The sequence below is a fragment of the Ancylomarina sp. genome (genome assembly GCF_041555295.1).
In the GTDB taxonomy this organism is placed as follows: domain Bacteria; phylum Bacteroidota; class Bacteroidia; order Bacteroidales; family Marinifilaceae; genus Ancylomarina.
The window spans coordinates 1-22,753 of record NZ_JBFFKR010000007.1; the positions used below are offsets into that span (position 1 = coordinate 1).

At 36.5% G+C, this 22,753-nt stretch carries 17 protein-coding genes; 9 read left to right on the forward strand and 8 right to left on the reverse strand.

Going from position 1 to position 22,753, the window contains the following annotated elements; translation table 11 throughout:
* From ABY905_RS01380 to ABY905_RS01390, 3 genes are all read left to right on the forward strand, one after another.
* Nucleotides 1-456, forward strand: a 456-nt coding sequence (locus ABY905_RS01380) for a metallophosphoesterase (RefSeq protein ID WP_372639652.1), incomplete at its 5' end; no start/stop codon positions are given.
* 51 nt (nt 457-507) lie between these two features.
* Nucleotides 508-2,973 carry a DUF294 nucleotidyltransferase-like domain-containing protein gene (locus tag ABY905_RS01385; protein WP_372639654.1) on the forward strand — a complete coding sequence of 822 codons (2,466 nt, stop codon included), beginning with the start codon at nt 508-510 and terminating at the stop codon, nt 2,971-2,973.
* 324 nt (nt 2,974-3,297) lie between these two features.
* The gene (locus tag ABY905_RS01390; protein WP_372639656.1) at nt 3,298-3,813 is read left to right on the forward strand and encodes a hypothetical protein; all 516 of its coding nucleotides are present in this window, start codon (nt 3,298-3,300) and stop codon (nt 3,811-3,813) included.
* A gap of 95 nt (nt 3,814-3,908) precedes the next feature.
* On the opposite strand, the gene ABY905_RS01395 is transcribed toward ABY905_RS01390, so the two are convergent.
* Entirely contained in the window at nt 3,909-4,298 is a 390-nt protein-coding gene (locus ABY905_RS01395) for an FKBP-type peptidyl-prolyl cis-trans isomerase (protein ID WP_372639658.1), read from the reverse strand.
* A gap of 408 nt (nt 4,299-4,706) precedes the next feature.
* On the opposite strand from ABY905_RS01395, the gene ABY905_RS01400 reads away from it, so the two are divergent.
* Together ABY905_RS01400 and ABY905_RS01405 are read left to right on the forward strand one after the other, a co-directional pair.
* On the forward strand, nt 4,707-5,582 hold the full coding sequence (locus tag ABY905_RS01400) for an ABC transporter ATP-binding protein (protein ID WP_372639660.1): 876 nt from the start codon (nt 4,707-4,709) through the stop codon (nt 5,580-5,582).
* 2 nt (nt 5,583-5,584) lie between these two features.
* Nucleotides 5,585-9,289, forward strand: coding sequence for a M1 family aminopeptidase (locus ABY905_RS01405; protein WP_372639662.1), 3,705 nt, complete (start codon nt 5,585-5,587; stop codon nt 9,287-9,289).
* A 162-nt stretch (nt 9,290-9,451) separates the two neighbouring features.
* Here ABY905_RS01405 and ABY905_RS01410 read toward each other — a convergent pair whose 3' ends face one another.
* The 6 genes from ABY905_RS01410 to ABY905_RS01435 all read right to left on the reverse strand — a co-directional run bounded on the left by ABY905_RS01410 (nt 9,452) and on the right by ABY905_RS01435 (nt 15,543).
* Nucleotides 9,452-9,943, reverse strand: a complete 492-nt coding sequence (locus ABY905_RS01410; protein WP_372639664.1) for a GNAT family N-acetyltransferase — start codon at nt 9,941-9,943, stop codon at nt 9,452-9,454.
* A 63-nt stretch (nt 9,944-10,006) separates the two neighbouring features.
* Complete coding sequence (pcaF, locus tag ABY905_RS01415) at nt 10,007-11,209, reverse strand: 3-oxoadipyl-CoA thiolase (RefSeq protein WP_372639666.1); 1,203 nt, start codon at nt 11,207-11,209, stop codon at nt 10,007-10,009.
* 13 nt (nt 11,210-11,222) lie between these two features.
* Nucleotides 11,223-12,578 carry an aspartate aminotransferase family protein gene (locus tag ABY905_RS01420; protein WP_372639668.1) on the reverse strand — a complete coding sequence of 452 codons (1,356 nt, stop codon included), beginning with the start codon at nt 12,576-12,578 and terminating at the stop codon, nt 11,223-11,225.
* Between the two features lie 35 nt (nt 12,579-12,613).
* Nucleotides 12,614-13,273: a 3-oxoacid CoA-transferase subunit B gene (locus ABY905_RS01425; protein WP_372639670.1), complete on the reverse strand. Its 660-nt coding sequence runs from the start codon at nt 13,271-13,273 to the stop codon at nt 12,614-12,616.
* Complete coding sequence (locus ABY905_RS01430) at nt 13,264-13,980, reverse strand: 3-oxoacid CoA-transferase subunit A (protein ID WP_372639672.1); 717 nt, start codon at nt 13,978-13,980, stop codon at nt 13,264-13,266. The genes ABY905_RS01425 and ABY905_RS01430 overlap by 10 nt, the downstream gene beginning before the upstream one ends.
* Before the next feature lie 21 nt (nt 13,981-14,001).
* Complete coding sequence (locus ABY905_RS01435) at nt 14,002-15,543, reverse strand: hypothetical protein (protein WP_372639674.1); 1,542 nt, start codon at nt 15,541-15,543, stop codon at nt 14,002-14,004.
* 532 nt (nt 15,544-16,075) lie between these two features.
* On the opposite strand from ABY905_RS01435, the gene ABY905_RS01440 reads away from it, so the two are divergent.
* The 3 genes from ABY905_RS01440 to ABY905_RS01450 all read left to right on the forward strand — a co-directional run bounded on the left by ABY905_RS01440 (nt 16,076) and on the right by ABY905_RS01450 (nt 18,628).
* Nucleotides 16,076-16,483, forward strand: a complete 408-nt coding sequence (locus ABY905_RS01440) for a hypothetical protein (protein WP_372639676.1) — start codon at nt 16,076-16,078, stop codon at nt 16,481-16,483.
* 276 nt (nt 16,484-16,759) lie between these two features.
* Complete coding sequence (locus tag ABY905_RS01445; RefSeq protein WP_372639678.1) at nt 16,760-17,476, forward strand: hypothetical protein; 717 nt, start codon at nt 16,760-16,762, stop codon at nt 17,474-17,476.
* Between the two features lie 294 nt (nt 17,477-17,770).
* A complete protein-coding gene (locus ABY905_RS01450) occupies nt 17,771-18,628 on the forward strand; it encodes a restriction endonuclease (protein ID WP_372639680.1) in 858 nt (285 codons plus the stop codon).
* 184 nt (nt 18,629-18,812) lie between these two features.
* On the opposite strand, the gene ABY905_RS01455 is transcribed toward ABY905_RS01450, so the two are convergent.
* A complete protein-coding gene (locus ABY905_RS01455; RefSeq protein ID WP_372639682.1) occupies nt 18,813-21,707 on the reverse strand; it encodes a PAS domain S-box protein in 2,895 nt (964 codons plus the stop codon).
* A 220-nt stretch (nt 21,708-21,927) separates the two neighbouring features.
* Between ABY905_RS01455 and ABY905_RS01460 the strand changes: the two genes are divergently transcribed.
* Entirely contained in the window at nt 21,928-22,599 is a 672-nt protein-coding gene (locus ABY905_RS01460) for an MBL fold metallo-hydrolase (RefSeq protein WP_372639684.1), read from the forward strand.
* The last annotated feature ends 154 nt before the right edge of the window (nt 22,600-22,753 follow it).

Below are 22,753 nucleotides of genomic sequence, written 5' to 3' on the forward strand. Positions count from 1 at the left end.
GGTAACCATGATTTCTTTTTAGAGCAAGCCACTTCGAAAGAAATAAAAAAGCTGATGCCTGAAGGGGTGATTTATTTGAATGATTCTGGTGTTGTGATTGAAGGTTTGAAAATTTGGGGATCGCCGGTTCAGCCCTGGTTTCATAATTGGGCCTTTAATCGTAGTGAAAAAAGTATTTGTAAACATTGGAACGAGATTCCTAATGATACCGATATTTTAATTACCCATGTGCCACCACAAAATATATTAGATAAAAATAGGAGAGCAGAATCCTGTGGTTGTCCACATTTAACAGCACGAGTTAAAGAGGTGAACCCACAATATCATATCTTTGGTCACATACACGAAAGTTATGGCGTGATTGAAAATGATGGTATTACTTATGTGAATTCCAGCAATCTTAATTTTTTATACGAATACGCAAATCAACCCATCATCATTGATGTGAATCCATAATAAACATCTTATCTTCAAGTTCAAATTATTATCTGTAATATATGTCTTAGTATGAATGATTTAAAAGGCAATAAGTTTATTTATAGCATAGTCGCACCGACACTACTCGCTATCAGCATGTTTATCGTATCATTTTATGTGATTATTATTCCTTTGTTCGAGGATAGTATGATGGATCGTAAAAAGGAGATGATTCAGGAGCTGACAAATACGGCTTGGAGTGTTTTGTCAGAAAATAATGATGCTTACAAAAAAGGGATATTATCTCTGGAGGAAGCTCAGCAAAGAGCTGCAGAACAAATTGGGACGATGCGGTATGGGAATGAACAGAAGGATTACTTTTGGATCATCACCTCAAGTCCTAAAATGATTATGCATCCCTACAGACCTGATTTAAATGGAAGTGATCTGTCCAACTATGCCGATAATCATGAAAATAAACTTTTTGTAGATGCTGCCCAATTGGTGAATGAAAAGGGAGAAGGAATTATTCAATATTACTGGCAGTGGAAAGATGATGCCTCTAAGGTTGTACCCAAACTCTCGTATGTAAAAGGTTTTGAAGATTGGAATTGGGTTATAGGTACAGGGATTTATCTGGAGGATGTTAAGCTTGAAATTCAACAATTAAAAAAGTTTTTATTAAAAGTATCTTTTGTTATCATTTTACTGATTGTTCTTATTTTGATTTATGTATTACGACAAACCAAAATTCTTGAGGAGAAACGAGTTCAAGCAGAGAAGAAATTAAGATCATCCATACAAAAATATAAGAGCCTGGTAGATGCCTCGACCGAAGGCACCCTTATGCTTGTAAACAAAAAGGTCGCCTTTGCAAACGAGAAATTCCTTAAACTATTAAATAATGAGGGTGATGAGATTATAGGTGCCGATTTTTCAAGTTTGTTTAAAATGACTTGGGAGGCATTGGTTGCAACAATTGAGAATCCCAATAAGTCTTATACGCTCGAAACAGAATTGATTGACGCAAGAGCTGGCATGCACAATGTGATCATTTCTCTGACTCAGATTACCCATTCGGGCCAAATCGGCTATATTCTTGTCGTTAGAAATGTAACAGAGAACAAACGCTTACGTTTGGATGCTCAAAAACTTTCCGATGATATTCAATTGTCCTTGCAGCTTATGAATCAGCCTGTTCTCAATTTAATCAATAAAAATGTGATCTGTAACCTAAGCAATACGGTTAATGAGGTTGCCAGAATAATGACTGATAATAGATCCAAGCTAATTTGTGTGAAGGAAAAGGAGGATATCATTGGAGTGGTAACAGATACCGATTTGAGGAGCCGTGTTTTGGCCAAAGATGAGGCTGCTGATAAGCCCATTTATGCCGTAATGACCTCACCCGTAAAAACCATAAAGCAGGACGCGCTTTTGTATGAAGCTGTTTTGCTGTTTGAGCAAGAAGACATCACGCATTTACTGGTTGAAAACAACTACGGAAGTATTATTGGCAATATTAGTAATCAGCAATGTTTGGAAATGCAACGCAATTCCTTAAGTTATTTAATTCGTGAGATTAATGCCTGTTTCGTTATCAGCGACCTGAAAAGAATCTACAATAAGGTGCCCCTGTTAATTCAGGCTGTTTTTACCAGTACCGATAATATCAATAGTGTTTCGCGCATTATCACCTCCATAGCCGATGCGATCAACACAAGAATAATTGAAATGGCTTTGAAAGAAGTGGGAGAGGCCCCATGTGAATTTGCTTTTGTGGCTATGGGTAGTGAAGGGCGTGGAGAGCAGACTTTAAAAGCTGATCAGGATAATGCCATTATTTTTGAAGATCATACGGAAGAGAATAAGGCTTACTTTTTACGTTTATCAGAAATCGTAAATGAAAACCTTCACGCGATTGGTTATTCCAGATGTAAAGGTGATTTGATGGCTGGAAATCCGGAATGGTGTAATGCTCTTGATGTCTGGAAAGATTATTTTTCAAATTGGATTAATAATCCTGATATGTCCAATGTTTTGGATAGTTCCATCTTCTTCGATCTGCGTTTAATTTATGGAAATGACCGATTGGTCAACCAGTTGTTTGATCATGTATACGCTACTTTAGATGGGAATACTACTTTCTTTAATCAACTGGCTAAAACGGTGATTCGAAAGAAACCTAGCATTGAAAAGAAAAAGGTCGATCTTAAGCAGTTTCTACAGCCCATTATTGGTTATTTGAGAATTCACGCCCTTTATCATGCGATTCCCGAAACCAACAGTTTATTGCGATTGAATCAACTGATGGCTCATAATGTGATTCCCGAGAAGACGGGAGAGGAGATTGAGAAGATTTACAATTTCTTAATGCATTTACGTATTAAATGTCAGGTTGATTTACTTCTTGATAACGATTGGCCCGATAATTCTGTTTTGTTGAAGAACTTAACTGATATAGATCAGCAGACCTTAAAAACCATATTGAGCGAAATTTCAAAGCTTCAGGACGACCTACAGAAATCTTTTAAGATTTCGGAGTATCAACAATAGGAACTAAGGACACTTAATGGAATAATCAATAAGCCCTGTTTTATGAATTAAATCAGGGCTTTCCATCTGTTCAATATTTTCAGGCCAGTCATTTTATATCCACAATATATCGTTTAGTAAGATGTGAAGTTTTTTTAATTTTGATCTCCAATGTTGTGTTATGGCAAGTGAGATGTATAGAAGCTGATACAGAGAGCTTATGCTTCTTTGCATGGCTGCTCCTTGAAATTACCGATAAATAAATAGAAAAAATACAGGCCTATCATGCTAGTTTATATCAAAAAATGGTTTGTTTTGTAGTATTAAATATTAAACAAATCTATCATGATAAGAAAATACCTTCGGTTGATTATCGCCGGAATTTTATTTTTAGGATCTATCTTCCTTTTTGTTGAAGGAATGGTGTCATTAGGCATTTGGTCGCTTTTAGTTTCAGGTTTATTCATTTTATTCCACTTTAAGAATATAATGAATTTGTTGGCCTTTTATTTTGTAAGAAAAAATAAGTTTGAAAAAGCTGCAAATATATTAGGACGAGTGAAACATCCTGAAAGAATGATTAAAGGTCAGGAAGCTTATCACTACTATCTTTCTGGATTGATCGAATCACAGAAACAAAATAATTCCAAGGCTGATAAGGCTTTCAAGAAAGCACTTAAAATTGGTCTTAGGGTTAAAACCGATCAGGCAGTTGCAAAATTAAACCTTTCTGGTATTGCTTTGGCTCAGAGAAATAAGACGCTTGCCAGACACTACTTAACAGAAGCAAAAAAGTTAGATAAGCAAAAACATCTATCAGCTCAGGTTAGAGAAATTGAAGCTATGATGAAACGCATGTAAGTCTTCATCAATAGACTTAAGATAATATATTTAGACCTAACAGATGTTAAATCTGTTAGGTCTTTTTTTAGGCTCTAGTGAATAAATCTAATTTACTAATCAACTTTAATGAGTTGAATATCGAAGATAAGAACCGATCCGCCAGGGATGTTGCCATAGTCATCATTCCCATATGCCAAATGAGAAGGGATCAGTAGGATGCCTTCACCACCTTCTTTAAAATATTGAATACCTTCTGTCCAGCCAGCAACAACCTCTGAAAGATTAACTTCAAACCTTTCGTTTTGATCGAAGGTATCTCCATTGGTCAAATAGCCCATGTAAGCAATGGTTACATTCGAATCAGGACTTGGCTTTTTCCCTTCACCCTCCTTGGATACTACGTAATATAAACCAGAATCACTTTTTTGAGCATCTAGCTTATTTTTTTTGATATAAGCCTTTGTCTCTTCTTCATTTTGATGTTTATATCTGTATTTTTTCATCTGTTCTATTTTAAAAATATTGTTTGTGCGTTCTTAACTTGTGCAAAGTTCACGATTTTATCCTTAATAAGCACAATCTCAATATGAGTTACGAGCCAAAATTAGAAAATATTTAAGTTCTCATGTAATTATGATGATCGGTTGATGGTGGAAAATGATGGAGTACCATATACGAGACCACTCAATTTTAAAGTGCAATAACACATATTCAATTGTAAGAACAAGGCCTTTGTCGAAATTGTCTAAGTTGACAAACTTGACAGTATTAATATTAGTTTATATTGTATAGGTTTGTTTAGGAACTAATCTTTACTCATGAAAGTGCAAGTGAAACCTGGATGTAAACCAGTTAAATTTGGATGTGAGTTTAGGTGTTTTAATTAAGGAATAACCCTAAATATAAAATAAATGGAATTAATTATCGAGAATCTTACAAAGACCTATAGCAATGGTGTTAAGGCTTTAAACAATGTAAATATAAAAATTGGAGCTGGCATGTTTGGCCTATTGGGACCCAATGGGGCTGGTAAGTCGACGCTTATGCGTACCATAGCTACCCTTCAGGAAGGTGATTCAGGAAGTATTGAATTTGATGGCGTTAACATTATGGAGGATAAAATGACGCTTCGCAATTCGCTAGGTTATTTGCCTCAATCATTTGGCGTTTATCCAAAAATGTCAGCAGAAGACTTGTTGATGCATTTTGCCGAATTAAAGGGGATTTCGAATAAGCAAGAACGAAAAGAGATTGTTGAGGCAGTACTCGAACAGACTAACTTGACTGAAGCCCGTAAGAAAAATGTTGCTGGTTATTCTGGCGGAATGAAACAACGTTTCGGTATTGCTCAGCTTTTACTTAATAACCCAAGACTTATTATTGTTGATGAACCAACTGCTGGATTAGATCCTGCAGAACGAAGTCGCTTTCTTAATGTATTGCGCGAGATTGGAACCAATCACATTGTCATTTTCTCTACTCATATTGTTGAGGATGTTAAAGAGCTTTGTACCGACATGGCGATTATGAATGGTGGTGCTATCCTGACTCATCAAACACCTCGTGAGGCTGTTGAGCAAATAAAGGGTAAAATGTGGACCAAGCGAATTGAGAGAAGTGCGCTTAATGAACACAAAGACAATTTTGAGATTCTTTCTAGTAAATTCAACGACGATAATAGTATGAATATTAACGTTTACTCAGAGACTCAGCCAGACGAGTTTTTCATTCCCAAAGAGGCCGATTTGGAAGATGTTTACTTTGTTACACTAAAAAATGTAAACTAATCATGGGTAAATTTAATACACTGTTTAAATTCGAATTAAAATACTGGCTTAAGAACCCGGCTACATACATTTATGCAGCCGTGTTACTTGTTATATCAACATTGATAATGGCTGGTAATATTGGCGTGTTCGACAGCAATACAGCGACCACAGCATCGGTGCGTTTTGCTAATTCACCAATTGCATTGTTTAATAGCTTTGGGATCATATTATTGGGCTATTTTCTTCTGCCATCTATAGTTGGGGGATCAGTAAATCGTGATTTTAGCTCCGAGATGCACTCCATTCTTTATTCATATCCCTTTAAAAAATCGGAATATATTTTTGCAAAATTTTTCAGCTCAGTTCTTATTACACTGGCAATTTTTATGGTGTTTGGCTTAGGTTTTGTTATTGCTCCCTTATTGCCAGGCGTCAATCCTGAAATGCTGGGAGAATTCCGCCCCCTTGCCTTTTTGCAGATATACGGGTTAATTATTTTACCCAATATTCTTCTTTTTGGTGCTCTGGTTTTTGCTGTGATCACATTTACACGAAACCTTGGTGCTGGTTTTATTACGATGATCATCCTGTTTTTTGTACAGGGCATGTCGCAGAATTTAATGGGAGAGCTTGAGAGTAAGACTCTGGCGGCATTACTCGATCCATTTGGAACATCGGCAATTTCGCATGCAACAGAATATTGGAATGTTGCCGAGCGCAACACAAACTTATTGCCAATGGGTGGCTTGGTTTTAATCAACCGATTAATATGGTTTGCAGTTTCGGCACTTATATTTGCTGTGACTTATTATAAGTTTCAGTTCACTCAAAATGCTTTGTCCTTCCGTTGGTTCTCTAAAAAAAGTGCTGTTGTAGTCAAAGACAACTTCAACAATTTAAGAGATATAAACCTCCCTAAAGTAACGATCGACAATAGCCATAGTTGGAATATAAGATTGATGTGGAATATCTCAGTCATGAACTTTAAGTTCATTATTAAGTCGGTCCCCTTTATAACGCTTGTGGCTGTTGGAATTGTATTTATGGTTATTGGGCATACAACTACAATGAGCCTTTTTGGTACAACAACTTATCCTACAACCTGGAAAATGTTGCTGATCCCAAGCTCAATGTTCAAGTTATTTATTTTGTTGATTACCTTTTTATACTCTGGTATGCTCGTTCAGCGTGAGCGTCGTGCAAAAATGTTCGAATTGGTCGATGCAACTCATACGCCTAACTGGGTACCATACTTATCTAAATTTATAGCCTTAATAAAAGTGCAGATACTTTTGTTGGCGGTTGTGATGTTTACATGTATTATCATTCAGATTTCGGAAGGTTATTATGAAATTGAACCTTTGCATTATTTAATGGAGCTGTTTATACTCATGCTGCCTATCTATATTGTTTGGGCTGCATTTTCCTTATTTGTGCAGTCGCTTCTGTCAAATTTCTATATAGGATTCTTTGTTCTGTTTATACTTATGATTGTTAGTCCTTTTCTTTCAAAGCTGGGTATAGAACAACGAATATTTGTATTTAATGATGGACCTGGTTTTGCGTATTCTGATATGAACGGATATGGTAGCAATATTCCTGCCTATATGTTTTACCGATTGTATTGGTTGCTTTTTTCATTGGTATTGTTAATTGCTGGTTTGGCCATATGGCGTCGTGGCGTTCGCGAAACAGTTAAGATTCGTTTCCGTAGGGCGAAAGAGAATTTGACTCGTACATTGTACATTTCACTTACTATTTGTGTTGTTGGTTTTATTGCAGTTGGCGGATACATTTATTGGTTCGATAATATCAAGAATGAACATAAAACTGCTAAACAAAGTGAGCTTGATCAAGTAGAGTGGGAGACTAAATATTCTAAGTACTACAATATTGCTCAACCCCGAATTGTCGATGTTAAGGTTGATGTAGATTTGTATCCTGAGACCAACGACTTAAAAGTTAATGGGAGCTATATTGTTAAGAACAAAACAAATGAGGCCATAGATTCTGTTCATATTAACTATACTTATAAGAACACCACTCTTGCGTTTTCTCGTCCTACTGATTTAGTTAGCAAGGATACGGTTTTCCAGTATAATATCTACAAGCTTGATAAACCGCTTATGCCTGGCGATTCTTTGAGATTAAGCTTTACGATGAGAAATAGAACGAATCATTTCTTAAGATACACTTCGCCTGTATTGGCCAACGGTACCTTTTTTAATAGTGGAGGACTTCCTAGTATTGGTTATTCACGATCAGGAGAAATGGTGGATAATACGGTACGTAAGACGTATAATCTTCCAAAGCGTGATCGTATGGCGCCACCAACTGATACAACATCTCTTGGGAACACTTATATTTCGGAATGTGCCGACTGGGTTAATTTTGAAACAACAGTAAGCACAGCTGCTGATCAAATTGCTATTGCACCAGGGTATTTACAGAAGAAATGGATAGAAGGTGATAGAGCGTATTTCCATTATAAAATGGATTCACCAATTCTTAACTTTTATTCGTGGGTATCGGCAAGATTCGAAGTTTATACCGATAAGTATGAGGGGGTTGATATAGAGATTTATTACCATAAAGGACACGATTATAATATTGTCGATATGGCTGATGCTCTAAAAGCATCACTTAAATATTATGGCGATAATTATAGTCCTTATCAACACCGACAAGTTCGTATTATTGAATTTCCACGTACCATGGGAACTTTTGCACAATCCTTTCCAAATACCATCCCTTTTTCCGAAGCGATTGGTTTTATTGCCAAGGAAGATAAATCAGACAAAGGTGCTGTCAATTATGCGTACCATGTAACAGCACACGAAATGGCGCATCAGTGGTGGGCACATCAGGTTATTGGAGCCAATGTTCAGGGTGCGACTTTAATGTCGGAGAGTTTATCTGAATATTCGGCAATTAAGGTGTTGGAGCAGAAATATCCAAAGACAAAAATCCGAAAGTTCATGAAAGAGGAGCTTAACGGCTATTTAAAAGGAAGAGGAACAGAGCGGGTTAAAGAGCAACCTCTTATGTATAATGAGAATCAGCAATACATTCATTACAACAAAGGTGCTGTAGCCATGTATGCTATATCGGATTATATGGGTGAGGATAATCTAAACAAAGCACTAAGTGAGTACGTGTCTGATGTTGCTTTTCAGGAACCTCCATACACCACTTCGCTTGAGTTTGTTGAGTTGATGAAACGTCATATGCCGGATTCACTGGACTATGTGATTACAGATATGTTAGAGACCATAACACTATTTGATAATAAAGTAGACAGTGCCTATGTTAGCAAAACTGAGGATGGCAAATATAGAGTCAATTTTATAGTTGAAGCTGAGAAATACAGAGTTATTAAAACTGTGAAAGACGATACTACTGAGGTAGAAAGTGCTGAGGGGGCTGTTAAAATATCTTTTAATAATGATAACAAAAAAGAGGATAAACAGTATGTTGATATGAATGACTGGATTGATCTTGCCATTTTTGTTGAAGATGAAAATAAAGAGGAGCAGGAAATTCTATTTAAGAAAGTTCATATTACTGCCAAGGAAAATTCATTCACCTTTGTTGTCGATAAAAAGCCGCATAGTGTTGCTATAGATCCTTATCATAAATTAATTGACAGAAAAACATCTGATAATTCAGAAAAGTTAAAGGAAAAAGATGATAATAAATCTGAAGAGAAAATTACAGGCCTATAATCTTTTTAGTATAACTGACTTTAGTTTATAAAGGAAACTAGAGACTTGTTTCTAATCTCTTTTTAATACACCAATAATCTCCATGATTTATCATGGAGATTATTTTTTTTTATAAAATACAGATTTCCAGAATTTGTATACAACAGCAGATTGAGATTTGACTTAAAGTTCTTTTTCCATTATATAATCGTCCATTATAAAATTATTACCAATATCTATCACAATATCTCTTACCTGCCTAAATCCCATTTTTACGTAGGCTTTAATTGTTTCTGTATTGTTTTTATTGACGGTTAGCGATAAGGATTTATATCCCAGATGTTCTGCTGTCGTTTCAAGATAGTGCATGGTTTTTTTACCGATACCTTTGCCTCTAAATTCTTTTAAAATATAAATCTTGCTTAAGAACAAGCAGTCCGTTTTTTTGTAATAGGAGAGATACCCCACTGTGGAACCTTGGTGTGTAATTAGGTAATATAAGGCCCCTTCTTCAATCTGATCTTTTATGGCTTCTACCGATTGATATTTTTTAAGCATATAATCAACTTGACGGGAACCAATAATATCTGTGTAATGCTCCTTCCAAATGATTATGGACAAATCAGCGATTATTTTGTAATCAGATTCGGTATTTGCGATGTTTATTTTAGTCATAACTCCTTAGTTTATTGTGTTTTTGTGGTGATATGTGTTTTGTTGGACTGAACGATTAGTCTCTTACACCTTTTCGAGAACCATAGCAATCCCCTGACCAACGCCTATGCACATGGTACAGAGGGCTCTTTTTGAGTTCGATCGCTGAAGCTGATAGAGGGCCGATATCACAATTCTGGCTCCGCTCATTCCCAGTGGGTGCCCCAATGCTATGGCTCCGCCCATTGGGTTGATCCGGCGATCATGATCAGTAAGTCCAAGCTCACGAATACAGGCAAGTGCTTGAGCGGAGAAAGCTTCGTTAAGTTCAATAATATCCATTTCAGCTAGCTCCAAACCCAAATGTTTTAATAGACTATTGGTCGCTGGCACGGGGCCTATTCCCATAATTCGTGGAGGAACACCCGCAGTTTTCATACCTAGTATTTTAGCCTTGGCTCTTAATCCATATTTCTTCACCGCCTTTTCTGATGCAATAATTAAAGCTGCTGCGCCGTCGTTCACACCCGAGGCATTTCCGGCTGTAATGCTTCCATTTTCGCTAATCAGCGTTTTTAATGTAGCTAATTTTTCCAGAGAGCTTAATCGTGGGTGTTCGTCTTTATCCACTTTTAAAGAATCGCCTTTAGATTGTGGAATAAGTACTGGGATTATTTCATCAGCTAGAAAACCTTTGTATTGAGCAGCATGCGCTTTTTCCTGGCTCCATTGTGCAAATTTGTCCTGATCTTCCCGGCTAATATTAAAATCAGTTGCAATATTTTCGGCTGTTTCTATCATCGATTCTGTTCCGTATTCTTTATCCAATGCCGGATTTACAAATCGCCAGCCCAAGGTGGTATCGTAAAATTTTTGCGATCGGGAGAAAGCATTTGGAGCTTTATCCATAACAAATGGGGCGCGTGACATGCTTTCCACACCACCAGCAATGATCAGTTCAGCTTCTCCAGTCCTTATGGCTCTGGCAGCTGTTCCTATGGCGTCCATACCGGAACCACACAAGCGATTAATAGTGGCTCCTGATACCGTTTCCGGATAGCCAGCAAGTAATAGAGCCATGCGGGCTACATTTCGATTATCTTCTCCTGCCTGATTGGCACAGCCCATAAGAACATCATCAATATCAGACCAGTTGATATTTTGGTTACGTTCCATTAAAGCCTTCAAGGGGATTGCTGCAAGATCGTCGGTACGTAAAGACGATAGACAACCAGCGTATTTACCTACGGGAGTTCTTACAGCATCGCAAATATAGACATCTGTCATAGCGTTTTCTAGTTTATTTATCTAATGAATGTAATTGTGATTTAAAACGTTTAAACATATTTAAAAGAGCCTGAGATAACATATCAATTTCTTTTTGAGTCATCACTGTTGAAAACATACAGGTAAGAGTATTTATCATCATTATTTTTTCATCTAAGAAAAGATAATCCAGCATTTCATTGATTAATAGTCGTGTGTCCGTGGTTTGATATGCTTCACGATAGTTTTTCGGAGCATTTGATTTTAAATGTAATCGAAACATCGATCCAGTTCCAGTGATTGAAATGGGAACATCAGCAATTTTTATGGCTTCTTTTATTTGGTCAATGGCTTTTTTTGTTAAGATATTGAGCTTCAAAATAGCGTCTTTTTCAAACATCTCCATGGTAATACGACCTGCGATCATGGTTACAGGATTTGCCGAAAATGTTCCGGAATGTGGAAATAGAAGCTGATTTTCCCTCGGATCCAGTACTTTCATGATATCAGAACGTCCGGTAAAGGCCCCGACGGGAAACCCGCCACCAATGATCTTTCCCAAAGCTGTTAGGTCAGGCTTTACAGAATAATTTTGCTGAGCACCACCATAATCAACACGAAATGATACGACTTCGTCAAAAGTGAGTAGGGCTCCATTTTTTCGGGTCCATTCATAAATGGCCTCAATATATTCAGGTTGCCCTTTCATCAGTCCAATACGGTGAGGTACAGGATCAATTATAACACAGGCTATTTCGCTGGCGTTTTGATCTAAGATTGCCAATGTACGTTCAATATCATTGTATGGAAATATGATAACATCATTCAAGACAGATTGTGGTGTCCCATTTGCTACAGGGACAGAATTAGGCTGGTTGATATCACCCCAGTTTGTTGGATTAGCCGTTTGGCTGACCTCAGCAAAATCATAAGTGCCGTGATAGGCACCTTCGGCTTTGGCTATTTTAGGTCTCCCTGTAAAGGCTCGTGCGGTTTTTATCATGGCCATTACGGCTTCTGTTCCTGAATTTACAAAACGGATTTTATCAAAACTTGGAACCCTGTCGCACAGCAATTGAGCATAAAGTACTTCAGCTTCAGTAGCCATGGTGAATGCGGTTCCTTTTCGGATTTGTTCGATAACTGCATCTACGATATCAGGATGTGCATGTCCGTGTATCAAGGCAGCCATATTGTTTCCAAAATCCAGTCTTTGAATGCCATTTATATCAGTGGCATAACAGCCATTGGCATGACTGATATAATGCGGGTAGGGTTGATGGAAAATAGTGTTTCGACTAACCCCACCTGGTATTATTTTACAAGCTTGCTTGTAAATTTCTTCGCTGGTTCTTTTCTGATTTCTCGAAATTCTATGATCAGTATTCATAGTCGTAATAAATTGAGTTAGGCTGAATGCTGTGTTTATTTGGACATATTTAGTTTTGCTTCTGTATTCGCTTGTAAATAATCGAAACTTATTCCTGGTGCAAGTTCTCTAACAAAAAGGCTATTGTTGCGGACATCAATTATTGCCAAATCGGTATAAATGCTATCAACAACAGCTTTACCTGTTAGTGGGTAGGTGCAATTTTTAACTATTTTTGGTTTCCCATCTTTTGAACAATGGTTTGTAATCACCAATATGGTTTTTACACCAGAAACCAAATCCATCGCCCCACCTACTGCGGGGACTGAACCAGGCTTGCCGGTAGACCAGTTTGCCAGATCTCCAGATTCAGAAACCTGTAAGGTCCCAAGTACACAGATGTCGATATGTTTGCCTCTAATCATTGTAAAACTATCGGCATGATGAAAAAAACAGGCGCCTTTTATCGTTGTTATCTTCTTTTTTCCCGCATTTATGAGTTCTGGATCCTCTTGCCCTGGTTCGGGCACGGGGCCCATCCCCAGTAGTCCATTTTCGGTATGATATATCACTTCTCTGCCTTCAGGTACAAAGTCGGCAACCAATTCGGGCAGACCTATGCCAAGATTGACATAAGCGCCATCAGGAATATCTAAAGCCACCTTTTGGGCCATCTCGTTCCTGTTCCAACCTTTTTTGTTATTTTCTAACTCCATGGATACCTCCTGTTTTCTGATACAAGTTTTGCTTCATCAGCTGGATGATTGACTTCCACAATCCTTTTTACAAAGATGCCCGGAGTAACAACACATTCAGGATCTATATCGCCCAGTTTTACTGTTTTTTTTGTTTGAACAATTGTTATTTCAGCAGCCGTACACATGATAGGACCAAAGTTTCGTGCTGTCTTATTATATATTAAATTGCCATACCGATCAGCTGCTTCGCATTTTATCAAAGAAAAATCAGCTTTAATACCATATTCCATCACACAGCTAGTGCTCTCAAAAGTTCGACTTTCCTTCCCTTCTGCCAATGGGGTATTGACCGAAGTTGGCGTGTAAAAGGCGGGTATACCAGCACCTCCAGCTCTTATTCGTTCGGCTAATGTTCCTTGAGGCACGAGTTCCAATTCGATTTCTCCTTTAGTATATAAGTCGGGGAATACTGTTGAATTCGCGGTTCTTGGGAAAGAACAAATCATCTTCTTAACTCGTTTATGTGCGATTAGCGCAGCAAGTCCAACCTCACCACTTCCAGTATTGTTGCTCACAATCGTAAGATCTTTAGCTCCCTGATCAATAAGTGCGTGGATGAGCTCAATAGGGCTGCCTGCATTACCAAATCCGCTAATCATGATTACGGCTCCGTCAAATATATCTGCGACTGCTTCAGCTGTTGATTGTACAATTTTATTTATCATCATCTATGGCTTTAATAGTCATTATTCTTTCATCCTTTTTAGTAGAGCTTCCAGTTTGTCGTTTTCTATTTGTATCAGCTCATCTTCATAAAAATGTTTTTCTCCTTCAAAGGGGATGAGATTTTCAACGGTATTTTCATATTCATCGTATTTAGTCAAAAACACCTGATCCATCCATTTCATATTTCTCGATTCGTTGAATTTTAAGGCAAAGGCTTTTTGTCCATTAATCTCAACAGTACCAAGAATGGAAGTTTTGCCTGCTGACGATGTCATTGTAATGTAGCGTGAAGGGCGATTGATAGATGGTAACGAACGGTAGACTTTACTGAACACTTTATTTATTTCAGATAGAGGAACCGTAAAATAGTGGTGCTCGCCTGTTGGTCGGGCACAGTAGATAGAATGGAAACCCACTGATAACATGGCAAATACATTTCCAAGGTCAATCCAGTTTTGAGCAGAGCGGTCAATGTCCACTTTGTCATTATCATCGGTAAATAAACTAATATGATTCATCATTGGACTTTGACTTTTTACTACAGCTCCATATAAGCGTAGTCTGCGTATTGCAGCAATGGTTGCTGGATTTAAAACTTCTCGGGGTGTCGAAAAGTGTGACATCCATACAACCTGCACTCCATGGTCAGTTAAGGTTTTGAATAGCTCCAGAATTCTATTGTAATCCTTTGTTAAAAACATTTCAGGCTGATAGCTTAAGGCTCTGGATCCAATTCGTAAGCTTTTAATATGAATAAGCTCCGAATCTTCGATTAAAGGCAGCGCATAATCTCTGAGCCTTTCATAGGGCATGTAGCCAGCATCGCCACCGGTAAGTAGCATATCAGTTACTTCTTTATGTTTTTTTAAGTAATCATGTACGGGTTTTATATCAAGCTGATTAAACATATCTTCGTCACCTCTTACCTGGGCATGACGAAAACAGTAGGTACAGAAGGAAAAACAAGATTGTGTTGTTTGATCAAAAATAAGCTGGCATTGTGGGTATTTGTGCTGACTGCCTTCAAGAATGACTAATTCACCCTCTTCATTTTCGAACCAGGGTTTGTTTAATTGTTGTTTGCCATCGTGTGGGTTTGTGTTTTTTCGGATATAATCTTTTATTAATGTTTGTCTAGCCTCTTCAGATTTAGCCTCATTATATACTTGTACTGTATGTGGGTGTATCATCCCAGGCTGAGGAAATACGAGTTGAAAAAGAGAATCATTTTCAAAATTTTGCCAGTTTATGGCATTCAAGACAAACTTGGTTGCCAAAAAACGATAAACAAGAATGAAAAGCTCTCGCTCTTGAATAAAACCAATATTAATGCCATGTTTATTGAGAACCTCAATGATTTCTCTAAACCCCTTTAACCCAGAATAATGATCTTTCGTATCAAACATGCGTTCGGAGGATTCCATAATTCCAGAACTTTTGGGATAATTGGAATGTAAACGGTTTAATAAGCCTAAAGGTAAGAGGTTTTCTTTTTCAATAATTGAAGATGCCTCATCACTTAGGTGGTGTCTCTCCAAAATGCTTTTTAATGTATATTTCATAATCCACTAAGGTTTTATTTCTGAAAATAGCAGGCTTTAGAATTCACAAGGGCTTACATACACGGCAGAATCGAAGACGTCTTTCTTCAAAAAATCATCCCCAAATGCTAAATTTATTTATGGAATTATTTGCCTGTTAAGCTACTTATATCTATCAATTTACAACAATATGCCAATAATGCCATCTTTTAGTTCGTAATATTAAATTGTGACATGTAAAATTGAGTGGCACTATATGAACTAGTAATAAAAGAGTAGAACAATTGTTAAGTTATTCGACTTTTAGCTAATGTTTTCATTTTACAATGTGTCTTACCTAAAACTAAATTTCAGATTATAGAGAAAGAATGGTAAATTAGATTGACTATACAGATGAGTTTGTAGTAAATAATGATTAGATATTTTTGGCTGGAAGTGAAAATTGTTATTAACAAAAAATGCATATTCATATATATTATAAACAATGTTCTTTGAGCTTCATGGAAAAAGTTTATCTCTTTTAAACCTTTCTCTCTAATTTATATCTGGCATTATGAAAAAAATATTTTTACTTCTGACCATTTCACTTTTTACTTTGAGCTTATTTAGTCAAACAATAAATCCAACACTCACCAAAGACTATTATTTGCAAAAAAGTAGAAAACAAAATAAAACGGCTTCGATTTTACTTGCTGGTGGAACAATAATGGCTGTTCTCGGAGCATTAAGTTTCAATACTAGTTACGATTCTGGTTCACATTCTTCAACCGACACCTCTGGTTTTATTTTATTGGGGGGTGTCCTTGCTGATTTAATTAGTATTCCTTTTTTTATAAGTTCAGCCAAAAATGCGCGTATGGCTGCTAGCATCAGTTTTGAACCTCAAAAGTTAGTATTCCCAAAACGTAACATCTTTATTGAGAGGCCACAACTGTCCTTTACATTAAGAATAGGTTTATAGGCCTATTCGGTCTTTGAAAGTTTGTAATTACATTCATATTTTAATGAAGTATTACTTATTGAGCATTCTTCTAAATAGAGATTTATGTACAGTAAAAGTCATAAAAATTGATCGAGGCTAGTTTTGATTATAAGAAGGCCTGCAGGAATAAAAAGATAAAATAGAATACATCATAAAAATCGGGGTGATCCAATGTATCTTTTGTAACTTAAGATGGTTACTTAAACTGAAAAGGAAGCTTTATTTTTTCAATTGATCAACTAAGCAATACAATCAATGGTACTGAGACCTCCCAATAAAAGCACAAATATTTTTACTGATATTAGGTATTTCCTTATACATAAACCAGAGATTCCTACTTTAATTCACTTCAATACCATTTTGGAGAGGGAGAATTATACTTATCGAATTTTACAACGGCTTGGCATAGAGGTTAGCTCTTTTAAAATACTGAATATTCATAAAATAGGCATAAATGCACCTGCAAAATATATTTTTGAGGAATTACTCAAATGGGATGGTGATTCAAGTTGTTGGCCAAATCATATTGCTAAAGTTGTTAACAGGAACAACAGTCTGGAAAATCTTTCCATTTATTTATTTGGGTGGATGAAATTTCCCTCATGGATTAAAAAGAGTCTGTTGGGACGAAGTTTCATCCCCTTGTTCAGTCTCAATGCGATAAGTATAAAAAAGATTCCCGATCCCGTAGGAACTGACAATGCACGTTATTTGTTGTATAAGAGCAGAGGAGGTTATCCTATTGGTGTTTTTTCAATGTATTTGAGATCTTCAATTCCAGATCTGGAAGAAACGGAACAGTCTCAATTATTTCTGATGGTAGGATTTAACTTTTATGGCAAGGAAAAATGGTCTAACAGGAATCTGATCAATAGAATGTGGGAAGCGATACACGATAGGGTTACATTGAATGTAATGAACCGCTTTAAACAGTTATGCGAATGGCGATTTGAAAAATTGAAACAGGGGTGATTAAGGATGAGTTGATTTTTGATCTGTTTAATATCAAAATTTATTGGATTGGGGTTGCGAAAGTGATGAGATTAATGATTAATCAGGTTGACCTAATATAAACTTGCATCGAAATCAAACCTTTTACTTGCCCTGATTAGTCAATATAAAATGCCTTAGATGAAAATTGGCAGACTTGACAGTATTTATTTGTCAGAAGATTGTATAGATTTATATCAATTTGGTTGAATAGAGAAAGACTCTGTATTGGAATTCATACCAAAAGAGAAATTGAACAGTCGTAGTACTATACATATGGATGCAACAACATCGTTAAAAAATAAACTTATTCTTGTTAAAAAGGCATCGGGTGATGATGAACCATTTGACGTAGAAAAACTACAAAACTCCTTACGTAATGCAGGGGCAGAGCATTCCACTATTTCAAAGATAGTAACCAACATAAGTCTTTGGATCTACTCGGGTGTTACCACCAAACAAATTTATTCGCGTGCTTTTAAAATATTGAGGAGTGAAAGAGCACATTCAGCTATGCGTTATAGGCTGAAAGAAGCCATTTTTGCTTTGGGACCAACGGGTTACCCATTTGAGCAGTTTATTGGACAGTTGTTCGAAAAGCAAGGCTACAATATTGAAGTTGGTGTGGTGGTTGATGGTTACTCTGTAACTCACGAAATGGATGTGATTGCCAATAAAGAAAGTGTTCAGAATTTAGTTGAGTGTAAGTATCATAAAGATCAGGGTAAGCAGGTGAGTGTGCAGGTTCCTTTATATGTTCGTTCGCGTGTGAATGATATCATTCGCAAACGAGAAAAAATGCCTGAATATCAAGACTTGTCTTTTAAGGGCTGGGTGGTGACTAATACACGTTTTACACCTGATTCAATACAATACGCCAAATACAACGATTTGCAGCTTTTAGCTTGGGATTATCCTCAAAATAAGGGCTTAAAGTTTCTTGTGGAAGATTTGAAGTTATACCCCATAACTATTTTACACAAGCTTACCCGAAAGGAGAAACTGGTTCTGATGAAACAAGGTATTATAACTTGTTTTCAACTTCTTAATGATATGTCACATGTGCAAAATTTTAATCTGACTAAGAAAAAAGAAACAGCCTTGCATCAGGAGCTAATGGATATTTGTATTTAATTATAATGCGATATGTTTTTAATGGAATAAAGTCTAGGAGTTGGATATGAAGCCGAATGTTGGTTTTTATTTGATATTTTTAAAAGTAAGTTTTTTCTGTTCTTAGGGTTTAACTATCACTAATTTTAAAATTAGTGATAGTATATTGTCAAATTCATATTTAATGAAACATGATAAGTGGTGATTAATTAGAAAGTATAAGATTTGGTTCTAATGGAATCCAGACAGTAAACTCTGAGCCTTTATCTACTTCTGACTGTACTTCGATATGCCCATTAAGCAGTTCGGTGTATTTTTTTGCTAATGATAAGCCGATACCCGTTCCTCCAAATTTTCTGGATTGAGAATCATCATCCTGTCTGAAGAGATTAAAAATAATATTCTGCTTGTCCTGTGGAATGCCTATTCCTGAGTCTTTCACAAAAAATTTCACATATGGCATGCTTTCTCTGTTTTCTATTAGGTAACCCAATGCAACTTCACCCTCTGTCGTGAATTTTAGGGCATTACTAAGCAGGTTATAGAGTATATTGAATAATTTATCCTGATCAGATAGGATACTAAAGTCTTGATCGGTTAATGATGGCTTAAAATTTATAATTATTTTTTTTTGTTTATCTTGATCTTGTTCAATACGAATTTTTTCTAATAAGTTTAAGCATAAGACACGTGCCTGAAATCTCGATTGGTTAATTTTTGTATTTTGACCTTCCAATTGGGTTATATATAGAATGTTATTTACAATACCCAGCAAATCGTTACCACTTTGATTGATAAGTTGTGCAAATTCAATTGTCTCCTCTTTTTTTAGTTCCTCATTTATTAATCCCGAAAATCCGATAATAGCATTTAAGGGAGTTCGCAACTCATGAGACATAGCCGAAAGGAAAGCCGTTTTTAGTCGATCAGACTCCTGTGCTTTCAAGAGTGCTTCTTTTAGATCATCTTCTACCTTTTTTCTTTGTACAGAAATACTAATTTGATTGGAAACAAATTCCAGAATATCAAGATCTTTGAGGTCGTATGCCTTTTCGTTGAAATAGTTTTGTACTGATATTACCCCAATTGCCTGTCCTTTTATCAACAGAGGAACTCCAAGCCAGGCTTTAGAACGTACCCCAATAGAAATAACTTCACCATTGCTTTCCAACTTGTTTAAAATATCGCTGGTGACCAATTTTGAGCATTGCTGTTGTAGCACATATTTGGTCAGGCTTTTTCCAGCAGGGAAGGATCGAAAGTCGATTTTTTCGTCTGCAGTGTAAGGCACAGTAAAGTAATCGTTCTGTTCGTGGTACAGGGCCATATAAAAATTACTGGTATCAATTAAAGATTTTAATTGCAGATGGATTATGCTGATTAAATCATGAAGGTTTTCGGTAGTATTTGCAGCTTCAGAAATTTTGTAAATAACGTTCTGCAGGTTTTCATAGTGTTGTTGTTCGATAAAGGAGGATAGATGTTGACCAATTGTTTTGAGCATTTCTTTTTCTTCCTTAAGGAAAGGATTCTTGTGTGATTCTTGATTGAAACAGACCTGAATTTTTCCAATCAATTTTTTGCCATTATACAGGGGACTCTCGAGCATCCAGGGACTGTAACAGTAGTTATCTGTTTTATATTCTGCCTCATAGAATAAAATGGAACAGCCTGTTATTTCGGGGTGTTGAAAGCCACCGGGAATGACATCGACTACGTTGTTGCAGTTGTCATCCGGATGGTTTTTGTGTTTTTCTAAAGCTTGAGTCAGTTGGTGTATACATTGTAATTCTTTAACCCTTTGTGTTATGGTCCGCTTGGCCTGTTCCCTTTCGGTTCTGTCAATACTGTACTCAATCACTTGTGAAACATTGCCTTCTTTATCGAATATGGGATGGCAATGGACTTCACAAGGGTATTTTACACCATCCTGATTGGTATGAATATGGTTAACTATGCTTGATTTTTTTGTGTCCACTACAATTTCCAAGGGGCAGGGATGCTCTGAGCCACAACATGGCTTTTCACGCTTATGGCTAAGCTGGTAACAGGTTAACTTCTGTGCCTTGTGTGATGTTGCTTCCGCGTAATTTGAAAGGGAGATTGTATAGTCTTTTACATTAATCACATGGAAAGGGTAACTCAGAGAGTTTAAAACTGTTGTTAAGAATTCATTCTGTTTTTGAATCTCTTGCTCATGTTTTTTTTGTTCACTGATATCGATGGAGGTTCCCCTATAACCCAATAGTTCCCCTTCCGAGCTAATAATAGGCACCCCAAAAGTGCGGAACCAAACTGTTTCGCCATTTTTATGTAATTTTTGATTTTCAAAATCTGTAAAGGCTTTTCTTTTGTTGAATAAAGAATAAATAGTCTTCTTATAAGCTTCAAGATATAATTCAGGGTATGATTCGTAAAAATATCTTTTCCCTATAAGTTCGGAAGGATGATAGCCTAAAATCTCGTTTACTTTCTTACTCGTGTAAATATATTTTCCCTGTGGGTCTACTTCCCAAATCCAGGCTGCTGTATTTTCAGCAATATGGCGAAAACGATTCTCACTCCTCCGTAATTTAGACTCCAAATGGACACGTTCAATTTCTGTGGAAACTCTGGAAGAAAAAATCTGAACAACATCCTGAACCAATTGGGGCGATTTAACGGCTTGTGTAAATAGACAGGCTATTAGTCCAATAGCTTCGTTTTTAGAGTTGAAAAGAGGAATCCCCAAGTAGGATTCAATCCTCTTTTTATTAAGAAACTCATCTTGAGGGAATTGCTTTGCCACATCGATGGTGTAAAAACAGGGCGATTTACCGACAACATTTTCGCAGGGTGTATTTTTAAGTCGGTAAGAAATATTCTCGATAATCTTTCCTTTTTCACTAAATGCAAGGGTATCGATTGTGTTTATTTTATCCTTGTCAAGTTCTCCAATGAAAGCATAATCTGCACCGAGTGAATTTGCCAGTTGAAGGACCATTTGCTTGAAGTATTCCTGTCCATATTCAGAGGCTGTATTTTCAAATACCGTACGAACGGTATCAGCAATTTTGTATAAATCGGTGTTGAGAAGTTCTGACTGGGGACGTATTTTCATGGTATGCTGAAATTGTTTAAAGTAACTGTAAGTCGGTCAGTGAATATAGTAAATAATTAGCATAACAAATAGGAGGAATGTTAAAAAAAACTGAATTATCAACTCTTCTATTAAGTCTTGATTTAATTATCAAAAAGATAATTTATTTGTGTTGTTTCACATTCTCACCTATATTTAGGTGCCTGAATTGTTTAGGTTGATCTTAACTGAAAAAACAGCTATGAAGAAGATTTTTACTGCAATTTTGCTCACCTTATTTTTAATGACTAGTTCATCTCTTAGTGCACAATATCAAATTCAGATGGTTGATATTGATCATGGCAATGGTTTTTTGCAAAACGGCTACGTCTTATACAATATGGTTACAAAGGATGCTCTTATTGTAGATCCTGGAAAAGTTGATCAACAAATAGAAGACTTTATTAGTGAAAATAATCTTAAGGTAGGGGCCATTTTTAATACACACGGTCATGGCGATCATGTGGGTGGTAATGCCCATTATCAGAAACTTTATAAGGTGGCGATATATGCTCATACCAAGGATGCCAATATGTATAGAAACAAGCTGGCAATTTCTTTTTTCGATGAAAAAGCGATTCCAAGTATAGAGGGGTTTGCCAATTTAAAAGTCTATTATATTCCTGGACATACCCAAGGCTGTATTGCTTTGCATATTGCTAATATCTTGATCACTGGTGACACCTTACAAAAAGAGGGTATAGGCAGCACTCCAGGAAGAACCGATGAGGATGATGAAAAATACACGCAAATGGAGCTCAATAGCATTATAACCAAATTAATGGTTCTTCCAGATAGCACTTTAATTTATCCGGGGCATGGTTATGATTCAAGTATAGGACACGAAAGGGAGAATAATGGATGGTTGCAATAAATGCTTTTCAATAAAATGGATGAGTTGTAAACTCGTCTTTTTTTTTTCTGTGCTGGTATTATATTCTACTCAAGTAATCATTATTTGGCCCTAAGGATTCGTATTTTCAAGTATGAATATTTCATGTGCCTAAAAGATGCTAGCTTTTAATTTT